This is a genomic window from Streptomyces sp. NPDC101237 (assembly GCF_044767465.1).
Classification (GTDB): Bacteria; Actinomycetota; Actinomycetes; order Streptomycetales; family Streptomycetaceae; genus Streptomyces; species Streptomyces gramineus.
Genome location: NZ_JBIWNY010000009.1, coordinates 39,895 through 64,797 on the forward strand (window position 1 = coordinate 39,895; position 24,903 = coordinate 64,797).

15 protein-coding genes are annotated in these 24,903 nt (G+C 74.7%); 4 read left to right on the forward strand and 11 right to left on the reverse strand.

Features of this window, described 5'->3' with window-relative positions:
• Positions 1 to 6: 6 nt before the first annotated feature.
• Complete coding sequence (locus ACIRQ9_RS16050; protein WP_404172601.1) at positions 7 to 1,995, reverse strand: N-acetylmuramoyl-L-alanine amidase; 1,989 nt, start codon at positions 1,993 to 1,995, stop codon at positions 7 to 9.
• A gap of 214 nt (positions 1,996 to 2,209) precedes the next feature.
• Positions 2,210 to 3,733 carry a M1 family aminopeptidase gene (locus ACIRQ9_RS16055; protein ID WP_404172604.1) on the reverse strand — a complete coding sequence of 508 codons (1,524 nt, stop codon included), beginning with the start codon at positions 3,731 to 3,733 and terminating at the stop codon, positions 2,210 to 2,212.
• Between the two features lie 129 nt (positions 3,734 to 3,862).
• Between ACIRQ9_RS16055 and ACIRQ9_RS16060 the strand changes: the two genes are divergently transcribed.
• A complete protein-coding gene (locus ACIRQ9_RS16060) occupies positions 3,863 to 5,461 on the forward strand; it encodes a peptide-N4-asparagine amidase (protein WP_404172607.1) in 1,599 nt (532 codons plus the stop codon).
• 70 nt (positions 5,462 to 5,531) lie between these two features.
• Here ACIRQ9_RS16060 and ACIRQ9_RS16065 read toward each other — a convergent pair whose 3' ends face one another.
• The gene (locus ACIRQ9_RS16065; protein ID WP_404172610.1) at positions 5,532 to 5,984 is read right to left on the reverse strand and encodes a MarR family winged helix-turn-helix transcriptional regulator; all 453 of its coding nucleotides are present in this window, start codon (positions 5,982 to 5,984) and stop codon (positions 5,532 to 5,534) included.
• A 94-nt stretch (positions 5,985 to 6,078) separates the two neighbouring features.
• On the opposite strand from ACIRQ9_RS16065, the gene ACIRQ9_RS16070 reads away from it, so the two are divergent.
• Both ACIRQ9_RS16070 and mltG read left to right on the forward strand, forming a co-directional pair.
• On the forward strand, positions 6,079 to 7,995 hold the full coding sequence (locus tag ACIRQ9_RS16070) for an ABC transporter ATP-binding protein (RefSeq protein ID WP_404172614.1): 1,917 nt from the start codon (positions 6,079 to 6,081) through the stop codon (positions 7,993 to 7,995).
• A gap of 57 nt (positions 7,996 to 8,052) precedes the next feature.
• Entirely contained in the window at positions 8,053 to 8,976 is a 924-nt protein-coding gene (gene mltG / locus ACIRQ9_RS16075) for an endolytic transglycosylase MltG (RefSeq protein WP_404172617.1), read from the forward strand.
• A gap of 12 nt (positions 8,977 to 8,988) precedes the next feature.
• On the opposite strand, the gene ACIRQ9_RS16080 is transcribed toward mltG, so the two are convergent.
• Entirely contained in the window at positions 8,989 to 10,065 is a 1,077-nt protein-coding gene (locus ACIRQ9_RS16080; RefSeq protein ID WP_404172620.1) for an NAD(P)-binding domain-containing protein, read from the reverse strand.
• An 85-nt stretch (positions 10,066 to 10,150) separates the two neighbouring features.
• Here ACIRQ9_RS16080 and ACIRQ9_RS16085 point away from each other — a divergent pair, with 85 nt between their 5' ends.
• Complete coding sequence (locus ACIRQ9_RS16085; protein ID WP_404172623.1) at positions 10,151 to 10,579, forward strand: secondary thiamine-phosphate synthase enzyme YjbQ; 429 nt, start codon at positions 10,151 to 10,153, stop codon at positions 10,577 to 10,579.
• 14 nt (positions 10,580 to 10,593) lie between these two features.
• Here ACIRQ9_RS16085 and ACIRQ9_RS16090 read toward each other — a convergent pair whose 3' ends face one another.
• The 7 genes from ACIRQ9_RS16090 to ACIRQ9_RS16120 all read right to left on the reverse strand — a co-directional run bounded on the left by ACIRQ9_RS16090 (position 10,594) and on the right by ACIRQ9_RS16120 (position 24,732).
• Complete coding sequence (locus tag ACIRQ9_RS16090) at positions 10,594 to 11,334, reverse strand: class I SAM-dependent DNA methyltransferase (RefSeq protein WP_404172626.1); 741 nt, start codon at positions 11,332 to 11,334, stop codon at positions 10,594 to 10,596.
• The gene (locus ACIRQ9_RS16095; protein WP_404172629.1) at positions 11,321 to 12,172 is read right to left on the reverse strand and encodes a LuxR C-terminal-related transcriptional regulator; all 852 of its coding nucleotides are present in this window, start codon (positions 12,170 to 12,172) and stop codon (positions 11,321 to 11,323) included. Before ACIRQ9_RS16095 ends, ACIRQ9_RS16090 begins: the two co-directional genes overlap by 14 nt.
• 158 nt (positions 12,173 to 12,330) lie before the next feature.
• Positions 12,331 to 14,178: a hypothetical protein gene (locus ACIRQ9_RS16100; RefSeq protein WP_404172631.1), complete on the reverse strand. Its 1,848-nt coding sequence runs from the start codon at positions 14,176 to 14,178 to the stop codon at positions 12,331 to 12,333.
• Complete coding sequence (locus ACIRQ9_RS16105; RefSeq protein ID WP_404172634.1) at positions 14,175 to 17,720, reverse strand: DUF5682 family protein; 3,546 nt, start codon at positions 17,718 to 17,720, stop codon at positions 14,175 to 14,177. The genes ACIRQ9_RS16100 and ACIRQ9_RS16105 overlap by 4 nt, the downstream gene beginning before the upstream one ends.
• 4 nt (positions 17,721 to 17,724) lie before the next feature.
• Positions 17,725 to 18,897 (reverse strand): AAA family ATPase, encoded by a 1,173-nt coding sequence (locus tag ACIRQ9_RS16110; protein WP_404172636.1) that lies wholly within the window; start codon positions 18,895 to 18,897, stop codon positions 17,725 to 17,727.
• A gap of 34 nt (positions 18,898 to 18,931) precedes the next feature.
• Positions 18,932 to 23,881 (reverse strand): hypothetical protein, encoded by a 4,950-nt coding sequence (locus ACIRQ9_RS16115; protein WP_404172639.1) that lies wholly within the window; start codon positions 23,879 to 23,881, stop codon positions 18,932 to 18,934.
• Complete coding sequence (locus tag ACIRQ9_RS16120; RefSeq protein ID WP_404172642.1) at positions 23,878 to 24,732, reverse strand: DUF4132 domain-containing protein; 855 nt, start codon at positions 24,730 to 24,732, stop codon at positions 23,878 to 23,880. Before ACIRQ9_RS16120 ends, ACIRQ9_RS16115 begins: the two co-directional genes overlap by 4 nt.
• Positions 24,733 to 24,903: the final 171 nt, after the last annotated feature.

Here is a 24,903-nt window from a genome sequence, read left to right on the forward strand (position 1 = left end):
TCGTGGTCATCGGCCGGCCGGGCCGGACCGCTGATCGGGCGCTCCGGCCGAGCCGGTGCTCGCCTGCACCAGGTCCACGTCGTTGGCGCGGACGTAGGCGAGCCGGTGGCCGAACTGGATCTCGTAGTACTTCTCCCGGCCCAGCACCACGGGTTGCGGCACGTCGGTGAAGGTCGACCTGTCGACATAGGAACTGTTGACGCCCGCCTGGGTCACGTACCGCTGACCGGCCCGGAGGGTGTAGGGCAGCGGCGCGTCGGTGTCCTCCTCCATTCCCTCGGGGTAGGCCTCCTCCTCCGGCAGGGCGCGCCCGTACACCGGGATCTCGTCCAGGCCCGCCTTCGGCGTCACCATGCGACCGCTCGCGCCGACGGCCGTGGGGTGGTCCGCGGGGTTCTTGAACCAGGCCTTGTTGCCCTGGAACCAGATGGCCGTCCACTCGCCACTGCGTCCGGCGACGGCGAAGGTCTGGCCGGTGGAGACGCGGGAACCGAGATCGCTGACGTCCTCGGTGGACTCCTCGCCGTCCGGCCTGCGGCCCGGGTCCTGGATCAGCGGGGCGTCGTCGGCCGGCGCGGTGTGCAGCCGGACGGCGCTGGAGCCGTGCGGGCGGCAGCGCGTGCCCGCGCCGTCGCAGCCGGTGTAGCGCGGCTTGTGGGTGGCGTAGTCCGGAAGGATCATCACCATGTCGCTGTCCGGCCCTGCCGTCGCCTTCAGCGGCGCGCCCAGCAGGTCGAAGTAGTGCCGCCAGTCCCAGAACGGACCGGGGTCCTCGTGCATCTCGGGGATGCTGTCGCCGGTCGGGGCGGGCACGTTGTCGTGGCCGAAGACGTGCTGCCGGTCGAGCGGGACGCCGTACTTCTTCGCCAGGAAGCGCACCAGGCGGGCCGATGACCGGTACATCTGCTCCGTGTACCAGGCGCCGGGGTGGGCGAGGAACCCTTCGTGCTCGACGCCTAGCGAACGGGCGTTGACGAACTGGCTGCCCGAGTGCCAGGCCTCGTCCTTGGTCCGGATGTGCTGGGTGACGTGGCCGTCGGTGGAGCGGATCGAGTAGTGCCAGGACGCCTCGGTCGGGTCCTGCACGGTCTTGAACATGTTCGGCAGCGTCGCCTCGGTGTCGTGGATGACGATGTACTCGATCTTCTGGTCCCGCGGCCGGTCGGCGAGGTCGTGGTTGCCGTAGTCGCCGTCCTCGTCGATCTGCACGTGGGGCGCGGCCAGCCAGTCACAGGCCAGGTCCGCAGGGCATTCGACCTCCTTGGGGCGGGGCGGGAGCTGCGGACCGGGGTTCGAGCGGACTCCGGGGCTGGCGGGGAGGGTCACGTCCTGGCCCTCGGCGGTGGTCCGGTGGGCTCCACGGCGGATCAGGGTGAAGACGTCGTCGGCGTAGGTGGCCGCGGTGGTGATGTCGGGGGTGCCGGGGAAACGTTCCACCGCCTGCCACCAGTCCTCCGGGTCCTGGCTGAGCGGCTTGCCGAGATGGCGCTGCGCGGCGGCGAGCAGGGCCGCGCCGCCGCGCACGTTGGCGACCGCGTCGGTCCGCAGCTCCGCGGGCGGGACCTTGATGAGCCGTGCGGCGCGCTCCAGGTCGGCCGGCTGCACGGCGTGGCCGCCCGGCGCGGGAACGGCCCCCGCCGGGGCGGTGTCCTTCCGGCCGTCCGGGGCCGCGGGCGCCGCGGCCGGGGAGGGGGCGCGGCCGTCGGTCTCCACCAGGTGCATCGGCCCGTAACCGCCCGCGACACTGGGGGTGCCCAGATGGGAGTCCCAGCGCGACTGCATGTAGGACACGCTCAGGAGCACGCTGCTGGGCACGTGGAACTCGCGCGCGGCGTCCGAGAAGGCGTTCTGCAGGCGCTGGTCCTCGGCCTCGTCGGCACCCGAGGCCGGGAGGATCAGCAGCGGTGGCAGCAGCGCGGCCGTCGCGAGCAGACAGGCCGTCAGCCGACAGGTTCGCTGGGTGCCGGGGACACGAGGGGCGACAGTTCTTCTCATACCTGAGGGTCTCCAACCGCTTGCTGAGGGTCTCCGAGCACGCTCGTCGCGATCAGGGCGGGGGGATCGCCCTTAGGCCACCCCCCGTACGTTTCCGTGTCCCGCGCGGCACGGCGCGCCGAGCGTCAACCGGGTGGACCAGCGGTCCCGCAGAGGCCACCCGGTCGGCGGCAGCGGCTCGGCGTCCGAAGGGGGGGGCGCCGACCGTGCCGAGTCAGTCCTCGACGGGATCCACCTGCCAGTCGGGGTGACCCGGCATCGGCGGGGTGTGCGGCCCGTACAGCCAGGGCGTCAGAAAGGGCGTCAGATCCTCGCCCGCGACCTCGGAGGCGAGCGCGACGAAGTCCTTGGTGCCGGCCGCGCGGCCCCGGTACCTGGTCACCCAGGTGCGCTCGATCCGGTCGAACGTGTCGTCACCGACCTTCTGCCGCAGGGCGTACAGCACCAGCGCCGAGCCGTCGTACCGCATGACCTTGAACAGCGTCGGCTCGGTGGGCTCGGCGGGCGCGCCGTCGTCGTGGCGCCACTGGTCGTGCTGCGCGTAGGCGTCCCGCATGGCGTCCTCCATCCGGACGCCGCCGTGCTCGTCGGAGTACAGCCGCTCGTAGTACCGGGCGTGACCCTCACTCAGCCACAGGTCGGACCAGCGCCGGAGGGCGACGCTGTCCCCGGTCCAGTGGTGGGTCAGCTCGTGCACGAGGTTGCGTTCGGCGTCGACCCGGTCGCCCAGCAGGTCCTCCTTCGGCACGACGGACAGCGACTGCGTCTCCAGCGCCACCGGCAGGTCGGTGTCCCCGACCAGCACGCCGTAGCGGCGGAACGGGTACGGCCCGAGCCGCTGTTCCAGCCAGGCGAGGTGGTCAGCCGTGAGCGCGCGGCCGGCCGCGGTGTCCGCGACCAGGCCGTCCGGCACCACGTCCCGGACCGGGAGCCCGCGGGGACCCTTGCTGTCGAGGACCGTGAACTTCCCGATCGCCAGCTGGATCAGCTGGGCGGCGACGGGTTCCTCGGAGTCGTACGTCCAGCGCACGCGGCCGCCGGGCCGGGCGGCGCGCTCGACGAGCCGGCCGTTGGCCACCGCGCGGATCCCGGCAGGGGTGGTGATCCGGAAGGTGACCGGTGCCCGCAGACTCGGGTGGTCGTCCACCGGGAAGACGAGCTTGGCTCCGTCGGGCTGCGCGCACAGCAGGGTGCCGTCCTCGGTGGGCACCCAGCCGTACTCCTGGATCGCGTCGCCGCGCCGGCGGCGCTGGGTGGGGTCGGCGGTGTAGGTGACGCGGACGGCGAAGGCGTGGCCGCGCGGGATCGGCCGCGCGGGTGTGACGACCAGTTCGTCGCCGTCGCGTACGGCGGTGGCCGGGCTGCCGTCGACGGTGACCCGGTGCAGGGTGTTCCCCGCGAAGTCCAGGTCGAAGCGGGACAGGGCCTGGGTGGCGGTGGCGCTGATGGTGGCACCGGCCTCGAACGGCGTCCGGGGTGCCCGCCAGTCGAAGTCGAGCGTGTAACGGCGCACGGTGTAGCCGCCGTTGCCGTCCAGCGGCATCAACGGGTCGCCGATGCCCGGGGCGCCGGGGGACGGCGCGGGGCCGGAGGCGGCGGCGTTCGAGGGGCCGGCGGCGGGGGAGTCGTGGCCCCGGTGCGGGAGGCCGGCGAGCACGGCGTCGCAGGTGAGGGCGACGGCACCGCCGAGGGCGACGGCGAGGGCCACGCGACGGACGCGAGCGGTCGTGATCTCCATGCGAGCACTGTGGCAGCCAGATCGGCTCATAGCATCATATGTTCACCGATGCGCCTACGAGCGGATCGCGGAGCGGTCGGCCGGTCTCCGTGTTGCGGCGGGCGGTCAACTCCCCGTAGAACACCGGCCATGAGAAGACGGATGGTCATGTCCATGCTCTTCGGGCTCGTTCTGCTGGCGGGCGCGTTCCTCGGCACGGGCGCCTCGGCGGCCTCGGCCGTCGGCGTTCCCGCGGAGTTCGGCACCGACTGGCACGATCCGGTGACCGCCACACCGCCGGTGTCCGTGCCGAAGGGCGCCAAGACGTGCCGGGTCACGCTGGCCGAGGCCCGGTTCCGCGACTTCACGCCGTACCGGGGCACCTACACGCCGCCCCGCGGGTGCGGCGACCGCTGGAGCAAGGTGGTGCTGCGGCTGGACGGCGAGGTGAAGGGCCGTCAGTACGACCGGCTCGGCTCCCTGCACGTCGGCGGCGTCGAGGTGCTGCGCACCTCCACCCCCGAGCCCTCGCCGGACGGCATCGCCTGGCACGTGGAGAAGGACGTCACCCGGTACAGCGACACCTTCCGCGGCACGCGGGACGTGGAGATGCTGATCGGCAACGTCGTGGACGACACCTACACCGGGGTCATCGACGTCAGGGTCACGCTCACGTTCTACGCGGGACGGCCCCGGTCCGCGGTCCCCGACCGGGTGCTCACCCTGGACGGCGGCACCACCCTCACCGTGCCGCGCAACAGCGAGCGCATCGTCGCCGAGGTGTACGCGACCGGATCCGGCGGCGGCTGCGAGGAGTTCTGGTACCTGACGGTCGCCGACCCGGCGCCCTACTCCTGCAAGGCGGACCGCGGTCCCTACCGGGAGGTGCGGATCGCGGTGGACGGCCGTACGGCCGGCATCGCCGCGCCGTTCCCGAACGTGTGGACCGGCGGCTGGTCCAACCCGTTCCTCTGGTACGTCGTACCGGGGCCGCGCGCCTTCGACGTCGAGCCGATCGAGTACGACCTGACACCGTTCGCCGGACTGCTCGACGACGGCCGCCCGCACCGCGTCGAGGTCTCCGTCGCCGGCGTGCCCGAGGGCCAGGCCGGCTGGAGCACCTCCGTGAACGTGCTGGTCCGGCAGGACGCGCACCGCGCCCGGCTCACCGGCGGCCTCCTCGCCGACCGGGCGTCCGAGCCCGTCAACTCCTCGGTGTACACGCCGGGTCCCGGCGAGTACCGGGTCGACACCGAGGCGGGACACCGGCTGACCGTCTCCGGATACGTCGACACCTCGCACGGCCGGGTGACCACCACCGTCAGCCGCACCCTGGCCCACACCTCCGCGCACCGCTGGAACGACGGCGAGACGACCGACGCGCTCGACGCCGTCTGGACGGACGACGAGAGCGTCACCGTGCGGACGGGCGGCGGCGTACCGCGGACCACGCGCACCCGGCGGACGTACACGATGGACGGAGCCACCACCGTCGGCGCCGACGACCGGCTGCGCACCGCGCTCACCCTCGGCGACCGGGCTGCGGTCACCTCGCCGGAGGGCGGCCGGACGCGGCTGTCGGACACCTACCGCGGTGACGCGACGTACACCCTGAACGTGCCGCGCGACCAGCGGCACGCGGTCGGCACGTCGAGCGAGCGCTACCGGCGGTACGGCCCCGGCGAGTGCTACGACCGTTCGCTGGCGACCGAACAGGGGGTGCTGACGGAGGACCGCCGCCGCTGCTGAACGGCGGCCGTCGAGCGGTAGGCGGCTCGCCCTCCGGTGATCCGGGCCGGGGGAGCCGCCTCGCCGGGTCTCAGCAGTGCTCCACGGGCGCGGGCCCGTCGATCAGCGTGTCCAGCAGCCCGGCCAGCACCTCCCGCTGCTCCGGCGAGAGCGGGGCCAGGATCTCCTGCGCCGCGGACCTGCGCGCCGCCCGCAGCTCGCGCAGGGTCTCGCGGCCCTCGTCCGTGAGCTCGATCCGGGTCACCCGGCGGTTCGTCGGGTCCGCCACCCGGCACACCTTGCCGTTCGTCTCCAGGCCGTCGACCAGCGTCGTCACCGCGCGCGGTACCACTTCCAGGCGGGCGGCGAGGTCGGCCATGCGCGGGGGGGCGTCGTAGTGCGCGAGCGTGCGCAACAGCCGAGACTGGGCCGGGGTGACACCCAGGTCGCGCGTCGCGAGATGGCGTTTCTGGATGCGCCACACCCGGCGCGTGAGGCGCAGGAGCTGCTCGGCGAGCGGGCCGTCGGAGTCGGGGGTGCTCATACGGGAACAATATCAGGACCATGTTCATTGTGAGTATAGGTAACAGTGAGCTATGCTCCGTGAGTCCGTCCACGCCAACCCATCCGTAGGAGCCATGCCCCGAGACGAGATCAACTGGACCCCCGACGGCACCTCGGCCGGACAGCCCCGCCAGGTGCGCCGTATCCTCGCCCTCTTCCGTCCCTACCGCGGGCGGCTCGCGATCGTCGGCCTGCTGGTCGGCGCCGCCTCGCTGGTCTCGGTCGCCACGCCCTTCCTCCTGAAGGCGATCCTCGACACCGCGATCCCGCAGGGCCGCACCGGACTGCTCAGCCTGCTGGCCCTGGGCATGATCCTCAGCGCCGTCCTCACCAGCGTCTTCGGTGTCCTGCAGACGCTGATATCCACCACCGTCGGCCAGCGGGTCATGCACGACCTGCGCACCGCCGTCTACGGCCGGCTCCAGCGCATGTCGCTGGCCTTCTTCACCCGCACCCGCACCGGCGAGGTGCAGTCCCGCATAGCCAACGACATCGGCGGCATGCAGGCCACCGTCACCTCGACGGCCACCTCCCTGGTCTCCAACCTGACCAGCGTGGTCGCCACGATCGTCGCGATGATCGCCCTCGACTGGCGGCTCACCGTCGTCTCGATGGTCCTGCTCCCGGCCTTCGTGTGGATCAGCCGCCGGGTCGGCAACGAACGCAAGAAGATCACCACCGAGCGCCAGAAGCAGATGGCCGCGATGGCCGCCACGGTCACCGAGTCGCTCTCCGTCAGCGGCATCCTGCTCGGCCGGACCATGGGCCGCGCCGACTCGCTCACCGCCTCCTTCTCGGAGGAGTCCGAGCAGCTCGTCGACCTGGAAGTGCGCTCGAACATGGCGGGCCGCTGGCGCATGGCAGTGATCACGATCGTGATGGCCGCGATGCCCGCCGTCATCTACTGGACCGCCGGCATGGCCCTCCACGTGGGCGGCCCGCAGATCTCGCTCGGCACCATCGTCGCCTTCGTCTCGCTCCAGCAGGGCCTGTTCCGGCCCGCCGTGAGCCTGCTGGCCACCGGCGTCCAGATCCAGACCTCGCTCGCCCTCTTCCAGCGCATCTTCGAATACCTCGACCTGCCCATCGACATCACGGAGCGGGACGAACCGGTCCACCTCGACCGGGTGAAGGGCGAGGTGCGGTTCGAGAAGGTCGAGTTCCGCTACGACGACCAGGGCGGGCCCGTCCTCGACGGCATCGACGTCACCGTGCCGGCCGGCGGCAGCCTGGCGGTGGTCGGTCCGACCGGCGCCGGCAAGTCCACGCTCGGCTACCTGGTGCCCCGGCTCTACGACGTCACCGGCGGCCGGGTCACCCTGGACGGCGTGGACGTCCGCGACCTCGACTTCGACACCCTGGCCCGCGCGGTCGGCGTCGTCTCCCAGGAGACGTACCTCTTCCACGCCTCGGTCGCCGACAACCTGCGCTTCGCCAAGCCGGACGCCACCGACGAGGAACTTCACGCGGCCGCCCGCGCGGCTCAGATCCATGACCACATCGCCGCGCTGCCCGACGGCTACGACACCGTCGTCGGCGAACGCGGCCACCGCTTCTCCGGCGGTGAGAAGCAGCGGCTGGCCATCGCGCGCACCATCCTGCGCGACCCGCCGGTCCTCATCCTCGACGAGGCGACCAGCGCCCTGGACACCCGTACCGAGCGCGCCGTCCAGGAAGCCATCGACGCCCTGTCGGCCGACCGGACGACCGTCACCATCGCCCACCGGCTGTCCACGATCCGGAGCGCGGACCAGATCGTCGTCCTCGACTCCGGCCGGGTGGCCGAGCGGGGCACGCACGAGGAACTGCTGGAGCGCGACGGGCGGTACGCGGCGCTGGTGCGCCGGGACGCCCGGGCGGCGACGCAGACGGCGGACGCGGCGGCCGATCCCGCAGAGGCCGACGGTACGGCCGCGTGGGAGACGCCGAGACGGCCGGGGCGCCGACGGGGCGACCGGGAGCGTCAGAAGGTCACTCCGCCGACAATCTGAGGCCGACAACCTGACGATATGTCGGGTTTGCGGGCTTGTGCGGGCTAACGTTCCTGCATGCAGATGAACACTCCGCGGCGGAAGGCGGCCCGAGGGGGCGCGGCCCGAACGAACACGGTGCGGTCCGGGGCGGCCGGGCGGAAGCCGATCCGGCTGACGCGCCGGGGCAGGATCCTGCTCGGCGTGGCCGGCGTCGTCGTGGCGGGCGCCGCGGTGACGGTGCCGCTGCTCCTTCTCACCCACGGCGCGAGCGGCCGGGCCACCGCCCTGGTCATCCCGGAGGGCTGGCGCGCGACCCAGGTCTACGACGCGGTCGACAAGGCGCTCGCCCTCCCGTCCGGCAGCACCCGGCAGTCCGTCGGCACCGCCGGCCTGAAACTGCCGGGCGAGGCCGAGGGCAACCCGGAGGGCTATCTCTTCCCGGCCACCTATCCCCTGGACAAGAACGCGACCCCGCAGTCCGTGCTGCGGTACATGGTCGACACCGCCAACAAGCGGTTCGGCGGCGCGCCCGTCGCGGCCGGTGCGCAGCGCGACGCGATGAACGTCTACCAGGCGGTGACCATCGCCAGCATCGTGCAGGCCGAGGCGTCGAACAAGGCCGACATGGGCAAGGTGGCCCGGGTCGTCTTCAACCGGCTGCAGAGCGGCATGCCGCTGCAGATGGACTCCACCCTCAACTACGCCCTCGACCGCAGCACCCTGGACACCACGACGGCCGACACCCGCATCGAGAACCCGTACAACTCCTACCAGCGCATGGGTCTGCCGCCCAGCCCGATCGACAGCCCCGGCGAGGACGCCATGCGGGCCGCGATGAACCCGACGCCCGGCAACTGGCTGTACTTCGTGACGGTCAAGCCGGGGGACACGCGGTTCACCGCCGACTACGCCGAACACCAGCGCAACGTCGCCGAGTTCAACGCGGAACGCAGGAAGAGGGCCCAGCAGTCGTCGCCCGCCGCGCAGCCCTCCGGCTGAGCCGCCCGCGGGTCACGCGGCGACCGGGTCGCCCGCCAGCAGCCGCCTGATGTCCCGGACGGCCTCGCGGCCCGCGCGGTTGGCGCCGACGGTGCTGGCCGAGGGGCCGTAGCCCACGAGGTGTACCCGCGGATCCAGGACCGAACGGGTCCCCTCCACGCGGATCCCGCCGCCCGGCTCGCGCAGCCGCAGCGGTGCCAGATGGTCCAGGGCGGCACGGAAACCGGTCGCCCACAGGATGACGTCGGCGTCGACATGGCGGCCGTCGTCCCAGTCCACTCCGGTCGAAGTGAGACGGTCGAACATCGGCTGCCGGTCCAGCACGCCGTCCTTCAGACCCTGCCGTACGGCGTCGTTGAGCGGCAGCCCGGTCACGGAGACCACGCTCCGCGGCGGCAGCCCCTGCCGGACCCGCTCCTCCACCAGCGCCACCGCGGCCCGGCCCGCGCCCTCGTCGAAGGGACCCTCGCGGAAGACCGGCGGACGCCTGGTGACCCAGGTGGTGGCCGCCGCGTACGGGGCGAGTTCCAGCAGGTGCTGGGTGCCGGACGCGCCGCCGCCGACCACCACCACCCGCTTCCCGGCGAACTCCTCGGGCCCGGCGTACCGGGCGGTGTGCAACTGGCGCCCGCGGAAGGTCTCCTGGCCCGGGTAGCGCGGCCAGAACGGCCGGTCCCAGGTGCCGGTGGCGTTGATCAGAGCCCGCGCCGACCAGTCCCCGGCGTCCGTCTCCACGAGCAGCCGTCCGCCCGCTCCCTCGCGCACCGCGCGGACGTCCACGGGGCGCCGAACCCGCAGGTCGAAGGTGTGCTCGTAGGCGGCGAAGTACTCACCGATCACCTCGGCGGACGGCCGTGCCGGATCGGCCCCGGTCAGCTCCATGCCCGGCAGCGCGTGCATCCCGTGCACCTTGCCGTACGTCAGCGACGGCCACCGGAACTGCCACGCGCCGCCCGGCGCGGGGGAGTGGTCCAGGACCACGGCGTCACGGCCGGGCTCGAAACCGGTGCGGCGCAGATGATAGGCGCTGGACAGACCCGCCTGACCGGCACCTATGACGACCACGTCGACCTCGCGCACGTTGTTCACGGTTCTACCAACAGGAGGCCGGCCGGAGATCTTCCCGGCCAGGCCGCGTGTGCCGGGGGCCCGGCGGATGGGCGAGGATGGAGGCATGTCGGATGCCTTCACCACACAAGTGCTGCACGTCGCCACCGGGACCCGGGAGCGGGTCGTCGACCTGACCGCCGACTGCGAGGCCTTCCTGCGCGAGGCCACGGCCGGCCGCGACGGCCTGCTGAACATCTTCACGCCGCACGCGACGGCCGGGATCGCGGTCCTCGAGACCGGCGCGGGCAGCGACGACGACCTGCTGGCCGCCCTGCACACCCTGCTCCCCGCCGACGACCGCTGGCAGCACCGGCACGGCAGCCCGGGGCACGGCCGCGACCACGTCCTGCCGGCCTTCGTGCCCCCGCACGCCACCCTCCCGGTGATCGAGGGCCGCCTGGCGCTCGGCACCTGGCAGTCGGTGTGCCTGGTCGACACGAACAAGGACAACCCGGAACGAAAGGTGCGCCTGTCCTTCCTGGCGGGCGCCTGATCCCGCTCGGGGACCTAGGCCGGTCGGCGCCACACGGAGACGTGCTTCGGCGAGTCCTCCGTGAACGGCGAGCCGTCCCAGTCCGCGACGCGCCGCTCCGGTTCGAGCCCGGCGATCCTGGCCATCAGATCCAGCTCGGCCGGCCACGCGTACCGGTGCCGGGAGGCGTCACGCCGGTAGCGGCCGTCCGAGCCGTCGCGGGTGAGGTGGTGCGAGACCAGCATCTGCCCGACCAGGTCGAAGGTGTCGAAGCCGAGATGCTCCTCGGAGACGTCGAACGGCACCGCGGTCCGGCCGGGCGGCAGCAGCCGCAGCGGCGGCACCCCCAGCTCGATCACGAACCGTCCGCCGGGCGCCAGATGCCGGGCCGCGTTGCGGAAGCACTCGACCTGCTCGTCCTGCGTGAGCAGGTTCGAGATCGTGTTGTAGACGAGATAGACCAGGGAGAACGCGCCCGGCACGGTCGTCGTCGCCATGTCCCCGATCACCACCGGCAGGGTCTCGGCGTCCACCTTGCGGCGCAGCACGGCCGCCATGTGCTCGGAGAACTCGACACCCACCACCGGCACCCCGCGCGCCCGCAGCGGCACCCCGACCCGGCCGGTCCCGATCGCGAACTCCAACGCCCGCCCGTCCCCGGCCAGTTCCGCCAGGAAGTCCACCGTCGGCTCGAGCACGGCCGCCGAGGTCATCACGGTCTCCTCCGTGTCGTAGCGTTCGGCCTCGGCGCGGCTCCACAGGTCACTGCTCGTCATGGGCGGCCACTCTGCCGGGCGGCCGCGGCCGCCGTCCACGCGTTTTCGCCCGGTCCGGGGCGGCCACCAGACCCAGGCGCTGGGCCCGCAGCACCGTGCTCAGACGGTCGCGGGTGCCGAGTTTGCGGTACAGGTTCTCCACGTGCTTGTGCACCGTGCGGGCCGAGATGCCGAGCCGCCTGCCGATCGCGTCCGCCGTCAAGGCGTCGGTCAGCAGGAACAGGACGGTGAGTTCACGGGGCGTCAGCGCCGCGTCCGCCGCCCGCTCCTCCGCCTCACCCGCCGGCGCGGCGGACCGGCGCCACTGTTCCAGCAGGTGCCGCTGCCCCTCGACGGCGGCGAGCAGCGGCTGGGCACGCTCGGCGGTCCGCAGCTGGTCCTCGGTGAAATCGGCCCCGGAACGGTAGACCAGGCAGCCGGTGATCGGCGCGACCGTCCCGGGCAGCGGAAGCGCCAGCACCTGGTCCAGGTCCAGCACCCGGCCGAGGACCCGCGCGGTCTCGCTCGCCCTCCAGGCTCCGCCCGCCAGCCGTCCGGCCGTCACCGGGGTCCGTCCGGGACCGCCCGCGTAGTGCCGGGCGAACGGATAGCCGGATCGCAGCACCCCCAGCTCCCGGGGGCCGAGCCGGCCCCACTCGGCGGCCGCGGTCGCCGCCATGCCGAGCGTGCCCGCGCCCTCGTTCCAGTCGTCCAGCTTGTAGATGAGGGTCTCGCCCTCGCACAGGTCGGTCAGCGCGTCGGCGAGCATCGGCCACAGCCGTTCGGGCTCACGCTCGTTCAGGGCGGCCACGGCCAGCCCGGTGAGGTGCTCGTAGGCCCTGTCCAGCCCCTGTGCCACGTGTTCCTCTCCGCCCTCGCCTCTACGCAGTAGTACGCATACCCATGCGGCCGTCCGCTGTCGCATGCTTCAACCGGGCACCGGGACCGGGCTCGGCGACGGGTCGTAGCGGGCCGCCGGCACGGGGGAGCGGCGGCCCGCGCCCGTCGCCGGCCCGGTCACCCGCCCCAGGCCGCGGCGCAGAGCACACGGTCGACCTCGTCCGCGTACCGCGCCGCGGTCAGCCAGGCCCGCGCGAACCGGCCCGGATCCGCCGGCAGCAGGCGGCCGAAGGCGTCACGCGTGCGTTCCGCCGCGGCCGCGAGCAGCGCGTCGAGGATATCGCCGGCCGTGGCCAGACCGTGCCGGTGCAACCGGTGGACGTCGGCTGCGGTGTTCCCCGGGAAGGCCAGCACCCGCCGGCCACCGGAGGCCGCCTGCTCGACCCGGCGGCGCAGCAGGTGCAGCGGCGCCTCCGGCGACGCGGGTACGACGCCGGCCGCGGCCGGTGACGGCAGATCCGCGTGCTGGAGCCGGTCCAGTCCCAGGTCGACCCGGCTTCCGGCGATCGTCGGGTGCTCGGTCGCGAGCAACTGGGCCCGGGCGTCCGGGGCCGCCATCAGCCGTGCGACGACGCGCAACCGCCGCCCGTGGACGGCCGCCAGCAACCGCAGGTTGTCGCGGTGCGGCAGCGACGGATGGTCGTGTGCCGCCGTCAGCCGCAGCGGCAGGCCGTCGCAGTCGGCCAGCAGGGCGTCGCCCGCCGCGCCGCGCACCACGCCGGTCGGGGTCACCTCCAGGAACAGCAGATCGGGACCGCCGCTCAGGATCCGTGCGACCTGCTCGGCCGCCGGCACCGCCCACAGCCGCTCCAGCGGTTCGTCCCGCCAGCCCGCACCGGACGCGCGCACGGCCCGTACCCCCGCACCCGCTCCAAGCCGCCCGGTCGGCGAGACCGTCGCCCCGGAGACGGCGAGGCCCGCGCGCGCCAACTCGCGGTGCGTCAGCGCCGTGTCGCCGATCCGTACCGCGCGGTCGGCGGCGCCGGCCGCCCGGCCCGCGCCGCCCGGGGCCACGTCCGAGACGGTGTACAGCCGCCCGTCGGCGTCGGCGGTCCAGGTGACGGCGCCCGCGTAGCCGCTCGCGGTCAGCACCGGCTCGGAGAAGAGGCCGTACAGCCGCAGCGAGCCGTCCGGGGTGTACGGCTGCCGTACGGTGCCACGCAGCCCGGCCAGTTCCGGACCCGTCGCGGAGCGCACGCGGTGCGCCACGTACAGGGTCTCCGACAGTGCCGTCACCAACTCGGCGAGCCGGAAGGCCGGGTCGGCCGCGCGGGCCGCCCGCAGCGCGGTGACCACGGCGACCACGGCGGTGGCCGCCCGGGGCAGCCCCGCCAGGCGCGCGGTGTGCGCGGCGCGCAGCAGCTCCGCCTGGAGCACGGCGCCCGAGCCGTCCGTACCGGCGTCGAGCACGGCCGCCGCGGCGGCGAACACCGCCTCGGCGGCCGTGTGTTGAGCAGGAGTCGCGGAGTCCTCGGCAGCGGGGGCGCGATCCTTCGGGACGGCCCGGCCGGAGTCCGGTACCCCGCCGGACTCGGAGGCGCCCGCCCGTGGCGTCGCCGCCCGTTCGGTGCCCGGCGTCGCGGTGGCGCCGTCGGGCACCTGGACCGCGGTGACTCCGTCCGACGGCGGTGCGGCCGTGGTGGCGTCGGGCGGCGGTGGCGGAGCGGTGGCCGGGTCGGCCACCGGGGCGGCGGATGCGGCGGCGGCGCGGTGCAGGCAGTCCGGGGACAGCAGGCAGCCGCAGCGGATGTCCGCCACGGTGGCCACGACGCCGTCGGGGGCGCGGAGTTCGAGCTCCGAGCCCTCGTCGTCGACGGTGATGCGTACGGTGTCGCCCTCCTGGACCGCGGGCCGGGAGGCCAGCTTGGCGACACCCGCGTCCAGCCGTTTGCGCAGCCGGGGCGAGAGCGACGCGACCAGTTCGGCGGTGACCGCCGGCGCCACTGCGGGCAGTTCGAGGCTCATGCGATCTTCTCCCCTACCCAGCGGGCGAGTTCGAGAGGGCTGAGGGCGGCGACCGGCATCCCGGCGGCCACCAGCTGTCCCGCGACTCCGGTGGAGTACCGGGGACGCCCAACGTCGTCCAGGCTGGCGCAGCCGAGCACGTGGCAGCCCGCGCCGACCAGCGCCCTGACCTCGGCGAGCAGCCCGCCGACCGGGTAGCCCTCCTCGAAGTCGCTGACCACGACGACCAGGGTCCGGGACGGCACCGTCACCAGCTCCCGCGCGTGCCGCAGCCCGGCCGCGATGTGGGTGCCACCGCCGACCCTGACCTCCAGCAGCAGCGACAGCGGGTCCTCGACGTGCTCGGTGAGGTCGATGACCTCGGTGGAGAAGGCGAGGAAGTGCGTGGAGAGGGTCGGTACACCGGCCAGCACCGAGGCCGTGAGCGCCGCCCACACGGTCGACGCCTCCATGGACCCCGACACGTCGGTGACCAGGACCAGCCGCCAGTCGGCGGCGCGCCGGGCCCGGGTCCGGAAGACCGGGCGTTCCGGTGTCACCCGGACCGTGCCGTCGGCGGCCCGCCGGGCGGTGGCCAGGTTGGCCCGCAGCGTGCGGGGCAGGTCCAGGCCGCCGCCAGGCCGCCTGCTGGGACGGGGCAGTACCGCGCCGTGCAGCGCGGGACGCAGCCGGGTCGCCAGCTCCTTGGTCAGCGCGTCGACCAGGCGCCGCACCAGCGGGCGCAGCGCGGCCAGCCGGGCCTCCGGCAGTCCGCCCGCGTGCCGCAGCACCGAGCGCAGCAGGTCCACGGAGGGGCGCACGCTGTCGGGGTCGAGTTCGGCCAGCACATCGTGACGGCCGGTCGCGGCGGCCGCCGCCAGCACTTCCTCCCGGATGCCCGGGCCGAACAGTGCCGCCAGCTCCTGCGACCACTCCCGCACTCCCGGATACGGCGCCTCCCGGCCGCCGCCGGTGCCGTCGCCGAGGTCCGACCGGCTGCCCTCGCCGCGACCGCTGCCGTACAGCTCGTCCAGAGCGGTCGCCAGCGCGCGCGCCCGGTCGGGGAGCTGGTCGGTGCGGCGGCCGAGCAGCAGGCGCCAGCGGTCGGCCGGCGACAGCCGGTGGTCCGGCGGTGCCGGGACCCCGGCGATGCCGGCGGCCACCGCCCGCTCCCGTGGCGGCGGCAGCAGACCCAGCTCGTCCAGGATCTCGCGGGCGGCGAGATCCGCGCGGGTCCAGGTGGCCAGCGCGGCCGGGTCGACGGCGCCGGTGTCGGCGACCCGGTCGGCGCCGAGGCGCTCCTCCACACCGGCCAACAGCCGGCCGCGGTCGGCCGGGGCCAGCGTGTCGAAACCGCCGCGCAGCGCGGGCAGCCGGTCGAGGAAGTCCCGGTCGGACAGCTCCGTCACCCGGCCCACCAGCGGCTCCAACGCCGGTGCCGCCGCCTCCAGCAGCCGCCCGGCGGCCGTCAGCAGCCCCGTCAGCCGGGCGGTGAGCGCGGTCCGCGACACCGCGTCGACGGCCCCGTCCACCCAGGAGGCGACCCTGTTCCCGAAGACCTCCGGGTCCTCCTGGCCGAGCAGGACCCGGACGGCTCCGGCGGCGCCCCGCATCAGCGGAGACCCGTCGGTGGCCAGCCGGGCCAGCGCGTCGGTGAGCCGGATGCCGCCCAGCAGGTCGGCCCGATGGGCGAGTTCGAGCAGGGCGTGCGCGTCGGACGGGTCCTCGGAGCCGGTGAGACCCTCGACCTGACGCACCGCGGCGGCGGTCAGCAGCCCGGCCACGGCGACCGCCCGCGCCGTACGGTCCTCGTCCGCGTCGAGACCCGCGACGTGACCGGCCCGCAGGCGGTCCAGCAGGGCCAGCGCGGCGAGCAGTTCGGGCAGGGTGCCGGAGTCCGGCAGCACGGCGGCGGTGTCGTCGAGCCGCTCGTCCACCAGGCTCGGCAGACCGCAGTGGGCCGCCTGCTCCAGGCCGTCGAGCACCTGCGCCGCCGTGGCGCCGCCCGCCGCCCGCTCCCGGCGCCGGCGCTCGCGCAGCAGGCCCTCGGCCGCCTGGACGAGGGTGACCCCGCGCATCCCGGCGGCCGTCAGCATCGCGGCGGTGGCCGGGGTCCAGCGCACCTCCCAGCGCGACGTGAGCGCGTCGGCGCCGCCGGTACCGGTCACCCGCCTGCGCTCGCCGTACGGCACCGAGCACAACGCCAGTCTGCGCAGGAGCAGTTCGCGGCGGCGGTCGAGATCCGAGCGGAAGGGGTCCAGCCGGAGATCGCGGGTGGCGCCGTGCTCCGAGGGACCTGGCAGGCCCAGTGCCGCGAGGTCGGCCTCCACGGCGGGGGCCAGCCCGCTTCGCGGGGCGCCGGGCGCCGGGGCGCCCGTGCGCTCGCCCACCAGCACTTTCTCCATCGCCCGTGCCACGGCCCGGCCGCGCCCGTACGGCTCTCCCTGCGCGAGCACGGTCTGCACCGCCTCGACCAGTTCGCCGCGGCCCGCGGCGGGCAGGCCCCGCAGCCCGGCGAGGTCGCCCGCGAGACGGATGATCTCCCGGGCGTCGGCGGGGCCCGAGGGGTGGCCCAGCTCGCGGAGCGCGGCACAGATCCGGACCGCCGATCCGGTCAACGCGTCCTCGAATGCGGCCGGTTCACCGGCCGCCTCCAGGACCAGGTGCTGCCATTCGGGGTCCCGGATGCCGGCCGGATACCCGGAGCGCTCGTCCAGGAGCGCGTAGGTGTACGGGATCAGCGAGGTGGTCCACTCGGGCGCGGACGGCCGGGGAGCAGCCGCTTCCGGGCGCGATGCGGCCGCGTCCGGGGGAAGGGCTGCCGCCTCCGGGCGAGGACCGGCCGCGTCCGGGCGGGAGCCGGCGACCGCCGTACGCCGTCCCGGGTCACCGTGCGAACCGACCAGTGCCGGTGTGTGGAAGGCGCCGACCACCACGGCCGCGCGTTCACCGTTCCTCGTGGCCTCCGCCAGCCGGGACCGCATCCACTCCTCGCGCCGCAGGTCGACCTGCGACACGGCCGACTCCTCCCGCAGCGCCCACCCCGTCAGCAGTGCCGCCCGGCGCACCGCCTCCGGCGCGGAACCGGGCGCGGCGGCCTCGACCAGCCGGTCCCACAGGTCCTCGCCCGGACGTCCGGTGAGCCGGGAACGCAGGGCGCCCGACAGCGGGCCCGGCCCCTGCGCCGCGTGTTCGCCCTCCTGCCATCCCCGGTCCGCCAGCGGCAGATCACAGGCGACCACCGGCACCGCGGCGCGCGCCGCCCACCGCACGGCGGCCAGCTCCGGGGAGAAGTCCGCGAACGGATAGAAGGCCGGGCCGGTGCCGCCGTCGGCCGGTGCCGCCGCGAGGGCCACCGGGGCGCGGGTGTCCCCGTGGGCCAGCCACGGCAGCCAGTCCTGCAGTTCGGCCGGCAGCTCGACGAGCAGGACGTCCGGCTTCGCCGCGTCCAGCAGCGCGGGCACCACCGCCGCCAGGGACGGCGCGTGGTGCCGTACGCCGATCAGGTAGGGCGCCGCCGGGTCGGTGAGCGCCGCGAGGGCCGCCTCGGGGGAGTCCGTCACGGCGTCATGCCTCCAGGACCGTGCGCAGGTCCCACAGCGTGCGCCAGGTCGCCGAGCCCTGTTCGGCGCGCCGTCGCACCGGACCGTCCCAGTAACCGCGCAGCCGGGCCGCGTCGGCGGGATCGTCCTTGCGCACCACCCCCAGGAGGTGTCCCGGGAGCAGGCCGAGGACGTCGCGGTCCCCGGGGAAGTAGGCCGCCGCCAGGGCCAGCGCGCCCGCCACCGACACGGCCTCGGCCGTGCTCATCACCGTGGACGGCCGCTCCACCTCCCAGCCTTCCGCGGACCGGCCCTCCCGCAGATCCCGGAACGCGGTGACCAGCGCCTCCAGCACCGCGTCGTCGACCTCGAAGGGCGCCCCGGCCCGCTCCACGGACGCCCGGGCCTGGCCGCGCACCAGCGCGGTCTCCGCGTCCAGGTCCGGGATCGGCCCCACGGTCTCGAAGTTGAAGCGGCGCTTGAGCGCGGCCGACATCTCCGAGACGCCCCGATCCCGCAGGTTGGCCGTGGCGATGAGGGTGAAACCGGGCGCGGCGTGCGCCAGAGCGTCGTCCGTGCCCGCCAGTTCGGGCACCGCGATGCGCCGCTCGGACAGCAGCGACACCAGGGAGTCCTGGACCTCCGGCAGGCAGCGGGTCACCTCCTCCACCCGCGCGACGGCGCCCCGGGACATCGCGGTGAGCACCGGCGAGGGGACCAAGGCCTGCCGGCTGGGTCCCTGGGCGAGCAGCAGGGCGTAGTTCCACCCGTACTTGAGCTGGTCCTCGGTGGTGCCCGCCGTGCCCTGCACGACCAGCCCGCTGGTGCCGCACACCGCGGCCGACAGCAGTTCGGAGAGCATCGACTTGGCGGTACCGGGCTCGCCGACCAGCAGCAGACCCCGCTCACCGGCGAGCGTCACCACGCAGCGTTCGACCAGGGCCCGGTCGCCGACGAACTTGCCCGCGATGGCCAGCCGGCGTGGCACGCCCGCCGGTACCCCGGCGTCGTCGGGCAGCCGCAGCGCCTGCCCGCCGCTGCCCATGACGAAGGTGACGACGGCCCGGGGCGTGAGCCGCCAGGCGGGCGGCCGCGGCCCGGCGTCGTAGGCGGCGAGGAAGGCCAGTTCGGTGGCGTACCGGTCCTCGGGCGGCACGATCTGGCGGGGTGGAGCGGTCGGAGCGGTGGCGGCGGTCATCGGCGGTCGTCCTTCACGGTGGTACGGAGCTTGGTCATCGGCGGCGGCCCGCGCGGGTGGCCCGGGTGGTCAGCTGTTCGTAGGCGGGCGCGTCACCGGCCCGCACGCGCTCCCAGGCGCGGGCGAACAGCTCGGGCACCGGGACCAGCGGCAGGGTGCGGTCACCGTCGGAGACCGGGTAGAGGGCTTCCTTCCAGGTCTCCAGAGGGAGCGCCGGGGCGCTGAGGTCGCGCCAGCCGCCGGGCAGGAACAGGGTGCGGCCGGCCCGTGGGCGCTTGGCCTCGACGACCAGGCCGCTCGCGGCCAGTTCGGCGCGCGCCTTCTTCGCCCGGGCGGGCTTCCAGCCGGTCCAGCGCGCGCAGTTGCGGTCGGTGGGGTCGGGCAGCGCCAGCAGCTGGAGGTAGAGCGTCGCGGCGTCCTCGCCGAGACCGTGGGCCGCGGCGGCCTCCGCGACCAGCGCGGGCACGCTGACCGTGGGGTCCTGGGCGTGCCCCGCGGGCCCCTCCGCCGCGAGGGCGCGGGCGAGGTCGTCGCCGAGGATCGTCCGCACCGCGTGCAGCCCGGCCCTACGTCCTTCACCGGCCAGGCCCTCCAGCAGTCCGAGGACCGGGTCGTCCGCTCCGCCGAGCGCGGCGGGCCGGACCATGACGTGCTCCGTCTCCCCGTACCAGGGCCGCAGCGCCAGCGCGTCGCCGACGAGGGTCAGTCCGTCGGCGCCGGCGCCGCCGGACTCGGGCAGACCGAAGACCTTGCGCAGCTGGACGGAGGTCGGGCCGCCCTTCTCCGTCCAGTCCAGGCCCAGGTCGAGCAGCAGTCCGGGGTCGGACAGGCGGCGGCGCAGCGCGGTGTGCCCGTCCGCCAGTCCGGCCCGCAGCGGATGTCCGTACGGCAGCAGGTACGCGAGCGCCGCCAGGCTGCCCACCGCACCGGCCAGCACGTACGAACTGGGCACCGCCGAGGGGTCGACGGGTGTCGGGGCGCCGTCCTTGTCGGGCCGGAACTCCGTGGTCCGGGCGAGCCAGGGGGTCCGCCCGGGGTTGAGCACGGCCTCCGCGTGCGCGACATCCATGCCGGCGAGATCGGTGCTGAGGTCCTCCGGGAGGCGCACCAGGGTGGCGAGCCGCTCGGCCCAGTACCGGGCCGCGGCCGCCGTGTCGGGGCCCGCGCTCCACAGGGTGGCCGGGTCGTCCGGCAGCAGCGCGCCGAGCAGCGCCCGCTGTTCGTGCGGATCGAGGGAGTTCAGCAGCTCGGCGCCGAAGCCGCGCTGACGGGGTTTCAGCCCCATGGTGGCGAGGCCGTCGGCCTCGGGCGCCTGCGGATGTCCGGCCAGCAGGACGGTGGCCTGGAGCGGGCCGAGCCCGCCGTGAGTCGCGGACACCAGCTCCTCGGCAGCCCCGGCCCGCCAGGGTGCGGCGCCCCGCTCCCGGACCAGCCGGGTCAGGTCCGCGAGCCGGTCCGCCGGGATGCCGGTGGTGTGCCTGGTCTCCCGGACCAGCGTGAAGTGCCCCACGGCGCCGAACGCGCCGGACGGATCGTGGTCCAAGGCCAGCCACTCGACCTCGCCCTGCCGGGTGTCCACGCTCTGGCAGCCGAGGACCACGACCGTGCGGCCGTCCCGGCGCAGCACCTGTCCCGCCCGCTGCTGCTTGTCGTGCGGTTCGCTCAGCACCACCTCGCGCAGCGTGTTCCCGAGGCCGGGGAGCGGCCCCTCGGCCAGCGCGTCGAACAGCAGCAGCAGCGGCTCCCGCTGCACGTCGGAGAAGGCCGGTGAGGCGGCGCGGTAGGCGAGCGGGCGCAGGACGCCGAGGACGGCCGGCCAGATCGCACCGATGCCGGGCACGGTGTGCTCGTCGCTCAGCCAGCCGTCGCCGACGGCGAGCCGCTCGGAGCCCGGCAGCGGCCTGCCGTCGGCGGGTTTGCCGGACAGCACGTGGTTCACCGAGCGGATCTGGCGCAGTGCGGCCCAGCCGTTCTGCCACGAGTTGTGCAGCGTCACGATCCCGGCGACGGCGTCGTGCAGGGACCGGTCCCCGCCGTGTTCCGGTGCGTAGTCGGCGAACATCCCCTCCGTCCGCCGCCGGGGCTGCCGCGGCCGTTCCTGCGGGGGAGCGGCCAGGGACGCGGCCGACTCGGCGACCCGCAGCGCCGCCCGGACCAGCGCGGCCACACCGGTCAGCAACCGCCGGTCGGCCAGTGCGGGCAGCGACCGCGCCACCGCGGCCTCGGTGACCTCTTCGGCGGACGGCACCGCGGACCTCGCCCGCTCGTCCTGTCCGGCCCCGGCCAGCGCCTGCCGCCGTTCCTCCAGCGCCGTCGCCGTGGCCCTCAGCAGCTCACCGGCCGCCTCGTCGGTCAGGGCCCGCAGCTCACCGGAGCCGCGTTCGTCGCGGGGGCGCAGCGCGTGCCAGAACGCGACCGGCGGCACCAGCCGGGTGCCGGCCGCGTACATCCCGCCGGACTCGCCCAAGGACGTCCGCCCGAGCTCGGTGCCGTCGCTCGCGTGCAGGGCGACGCTCCGGTAGGTCTGCGCGGCGATCGGCTCCGCCCCGCCCGGCAGGCGCAGCGCGCCCAGCGGCACCCCCGGGACCCGGCCGTTGCGGGCCGCCCGCAGCGTCACCGTCCGCCCGTCCGGTGTCCCGGCGACGGTCCGGGCCTCGGCGCCCTCGCCCTCGGTGCGCACCCAGCGGCCCACAACCGTGCCGTCGGTGCCGAACGGGCTGTCCTCCAGGCCGGGTTGCAACGGCAGCACCTCGCACGAGCCGTGCAGCAGCGAGGCGTCCTCACGGACGGCCGACGCCAGCAGCGCCGGCAGCGAGGCCCGGCCGTGCTCACCGGTCACCGGGTCGTACTCCAGCCACACCGACTGCCGTCCCTGCCGGCCCTGGCGCCAGTAGGTGGTGCCGTCGCCCAGCACCGGCCGGCTCGGCGGCAGGACCGTGTCACCGGCGTGCAGGGTGCGGCCGCCGGTGGCTCGGCCGCCACCGGGCAGCGGGACGGAGGCGTTGTCCGCGTCCATGCCGGACCACCAGCCGGGCACCTGCTCGCCGCCGAGCGGGAACACCTCGGAGGGACGGTTCGACCAGTAGCCCCGCTGCTTGGAGCCGTCGCGCCACAGCACCAGCAGCTCGCCGTCGGAGTACCGGAACCGGGGGCGCTGCCAGCGGTCCAGGTCGGCCGGCAGCCGCAGGTCGTGCGTGAGCAGCACCCCTTCGGGGCCGACGACGACCGCCTTGTGACCGCGGGCCAGGATCAGCGCGGGCCAGGCCTCGGTCACCGACAGCGTGTCGTCGCGGTCCTTGCGCACCTCGGAGTCGAGCAGTGCCAGCGCCTCCTCCAGCGCGGGCCAGCCCAGTTCGTCGAGGATCCCGGCGCGGAGGGTGCGGCCGAGGACCGGCACCACGTCGTACGAGGCGAGCCGCCGGACCGCGGGCGCGCTCTCCTGCACCACCGTCCGGAAGGGGCGCAGCCGCTCCAGCTTCGTGCCGGCGCCGGGCAGTCCGGTCGTGGCGGCGAACTCCGTGGTCGCCTCCCGCAGCCACTCGCGCAGCACGTCGCCGAGGACCGGATGGGCGGCGACCCGGGGGAGGTCCGAGGACCCGCGTCCCCGTCCGAGCCCTTCGACGGCCTCGCACAGCATGTCCCGGTAACGGGATTCGGCGGCCAGTGCTTTCAGGTCCCGCTGCCCCGGCCGCTCGTCGCGCAGCCAGTCGCTCAGCGGCAGCCGGATGTCCGCGTCCACCTCGGGAGCGGTCAGCGCGATGCCCTCCGCCACGCACAGGTCCAGGAGATCCAGGTCGGCTCCGGCCTGCCAGCGTCCGGTGAACAGGTCCACGGGCCGCCCGGACGCCCGCAGCCGGGGCGCCATCCGCTCGACCAGCGCCAGCGTGGCGGGGGAGCGGTGCGAGTACGCCGATCCGTGCTTGCGGTGCTGGGCCCACCGGCTCAGCCAGTCCGCCGCGTCCACCTCCGCGCCCGCCTCGTCGGTGAGCAGCGGGTCCGCGCCGCACTCGGCCAGCAGCGCCAGCCAGAACTCGTCGTCCGCCACCTGGCGGCCCAGCCCGGCCGGCATGATCTCCAGCAGCCGCACCCGGATCTCGGGCCGGGACGCGGCCAGGACCGGCAGCACCCCCCGGTACGCGTTCCAGAACGAGGCCGGTGCCCGTACGGCGGCCGGGGACGCGATCAGCTCCGCGACCAGCGCGCACTCCTCGGTGACCCGGCCCAGACCCGCCGCCTTGATCAGCCCGCGCGCGTCCTGCGGCAGCGAGGCGTAGGGCGGCATGCCGGCCGCGCAGCGCTCCACCGTCAGCTGCCGGAACTGTGCCCAGGCGTCAGCCGGTTCGAGCCGCCGGGCGAGGTCCTTCACGTACTCCTTGAGCGCCTTGACCGTGAGCGCTCCGGCGAAGGCGAACTCCAGGAACACCGCACGCTGCCGCTCCTCGTCCACGGCCAGCGCGTGCACCCGCTCCGCCTCGCGGGCCTTGCCGAAGAAGGCCGCCGCGTAGGTGGCGTTCTCGTACCGCAAAAAGACCCGCGCGGCCTGCTCGTAGAAGGTCGGCAGGAAGTGCGGAACGGCCCGGCCCAGCCGCTCGCCGAGCGCCTCGAAGCCCTCCTTCGCGGTGCCCGGCCTGGACTTGGCCTGCCGGGCCAGCCGCTCGACGTCCTTGACCAGGGCGAGGGCGTGGTGGCCGTTGGCCGGGTCGTGGACCAGCGCCCAGGCCGGGAAGCCCAGGGTCTCCCGGCGCACCTGGCCGACCTCGGGCGCCTCCGGCTCCCGGGTGAGCCCGAGGAACTCCAGGGCCAGGTCCTCGGCCTCGCCGAGGGTGCCGGGCACCAACCGGACCACCGGGCGGTCGTCCAGGGCGGGATGGGTGTAGGTGCGGGCGGTCAGGACGTCGGCGTCCTCGCGCCGGGTCGTGCCCGACGGCAGGATCGCTCCGGCGTCCAGCAGCGCGGCCGTCGTGGTGTCGTCGTACGTGGTCATGCCGCCCGCTCCTCGTCCTCGATGTCCCGCCCGGCGTACAGCGCCGCCGCCATCCGCATGCCCTCCGACCAGGCGACCGGGCCGACCTGACCCAGCTTCAGCGCCCGGCCCGCCGGGTCGGTCCACACGAGCGGGCCGGTCTCGGTCTCGCTGTAGCCGTCGAAGTCGCCGACCCAGACCCGGGCCTCGATGCCCCGGCCCTCCTCCAGCACGGAGCACACCGCGTGGCCGCCGCGGACCCGGTAGCCCAGCTGCGTGGCCCTGCCGTGCAGGAAGCGCAGCTCCTTGAACGTGCCGCCCGCGTACTCCTCGACCTGGACGGCGTCCGCGTCCAGGCCCGCCGGGCGGTGCCAGACCTCGCGGAAGAGCTGCGAGGCCTTCTGCTCGACGCCCAGCTCGACGGCGAACTCCCGCAGCTCCGCGAGGTCTTCGAGGAGCACCGGGTGCGGCAGCCGGACCAGGGCGGGAGCGATGCGCACGGTGTCGCCGTCGAGATCCACCAGACCGAGTCCGCGCTCGGCGTCGGCGTCCCGCAGGAACCCGGCGACCTCACCGTCGGCGCCGGTGACCACCAGGTCGCGCAGCGCCGCCTGCCAGGCCGGGTCGGGCCAGACGCGGGTGAGGACCCGCAGCGGTACCGCCAGGGAACGGGTCAGCCACCGCTCCACGTCGGCCAGGCACTGCCGTTCGTGCCGCTCCAGCCACTCGGCCAGCTGCCGCAGTCCCGTGACCGCCGGATCGTCCGCGAGCTTCGCCGGCACGGACTTCAGCCGCCGTCCCGCCGCGTTGCGGCAGACCACTTTCCCGTCGTCCAGGGCCACTTCGTAGTCCCCGGCCGTCACCCACCCCATGCGTGCCTCCCCGCACCGCAGTGATCAAGTGCTGGCGACTGTAGGCGAGACCACTGACAACGCCCGGCCGAGACCGCGGCGGCGGTGGAAAAGGGCGTCCCTGCGCAGGTGAGCGGGCCGGTGCGGACCCGGAAGACGGGACATGCGAACGGCCCCGGTCCGTGCGCGGAC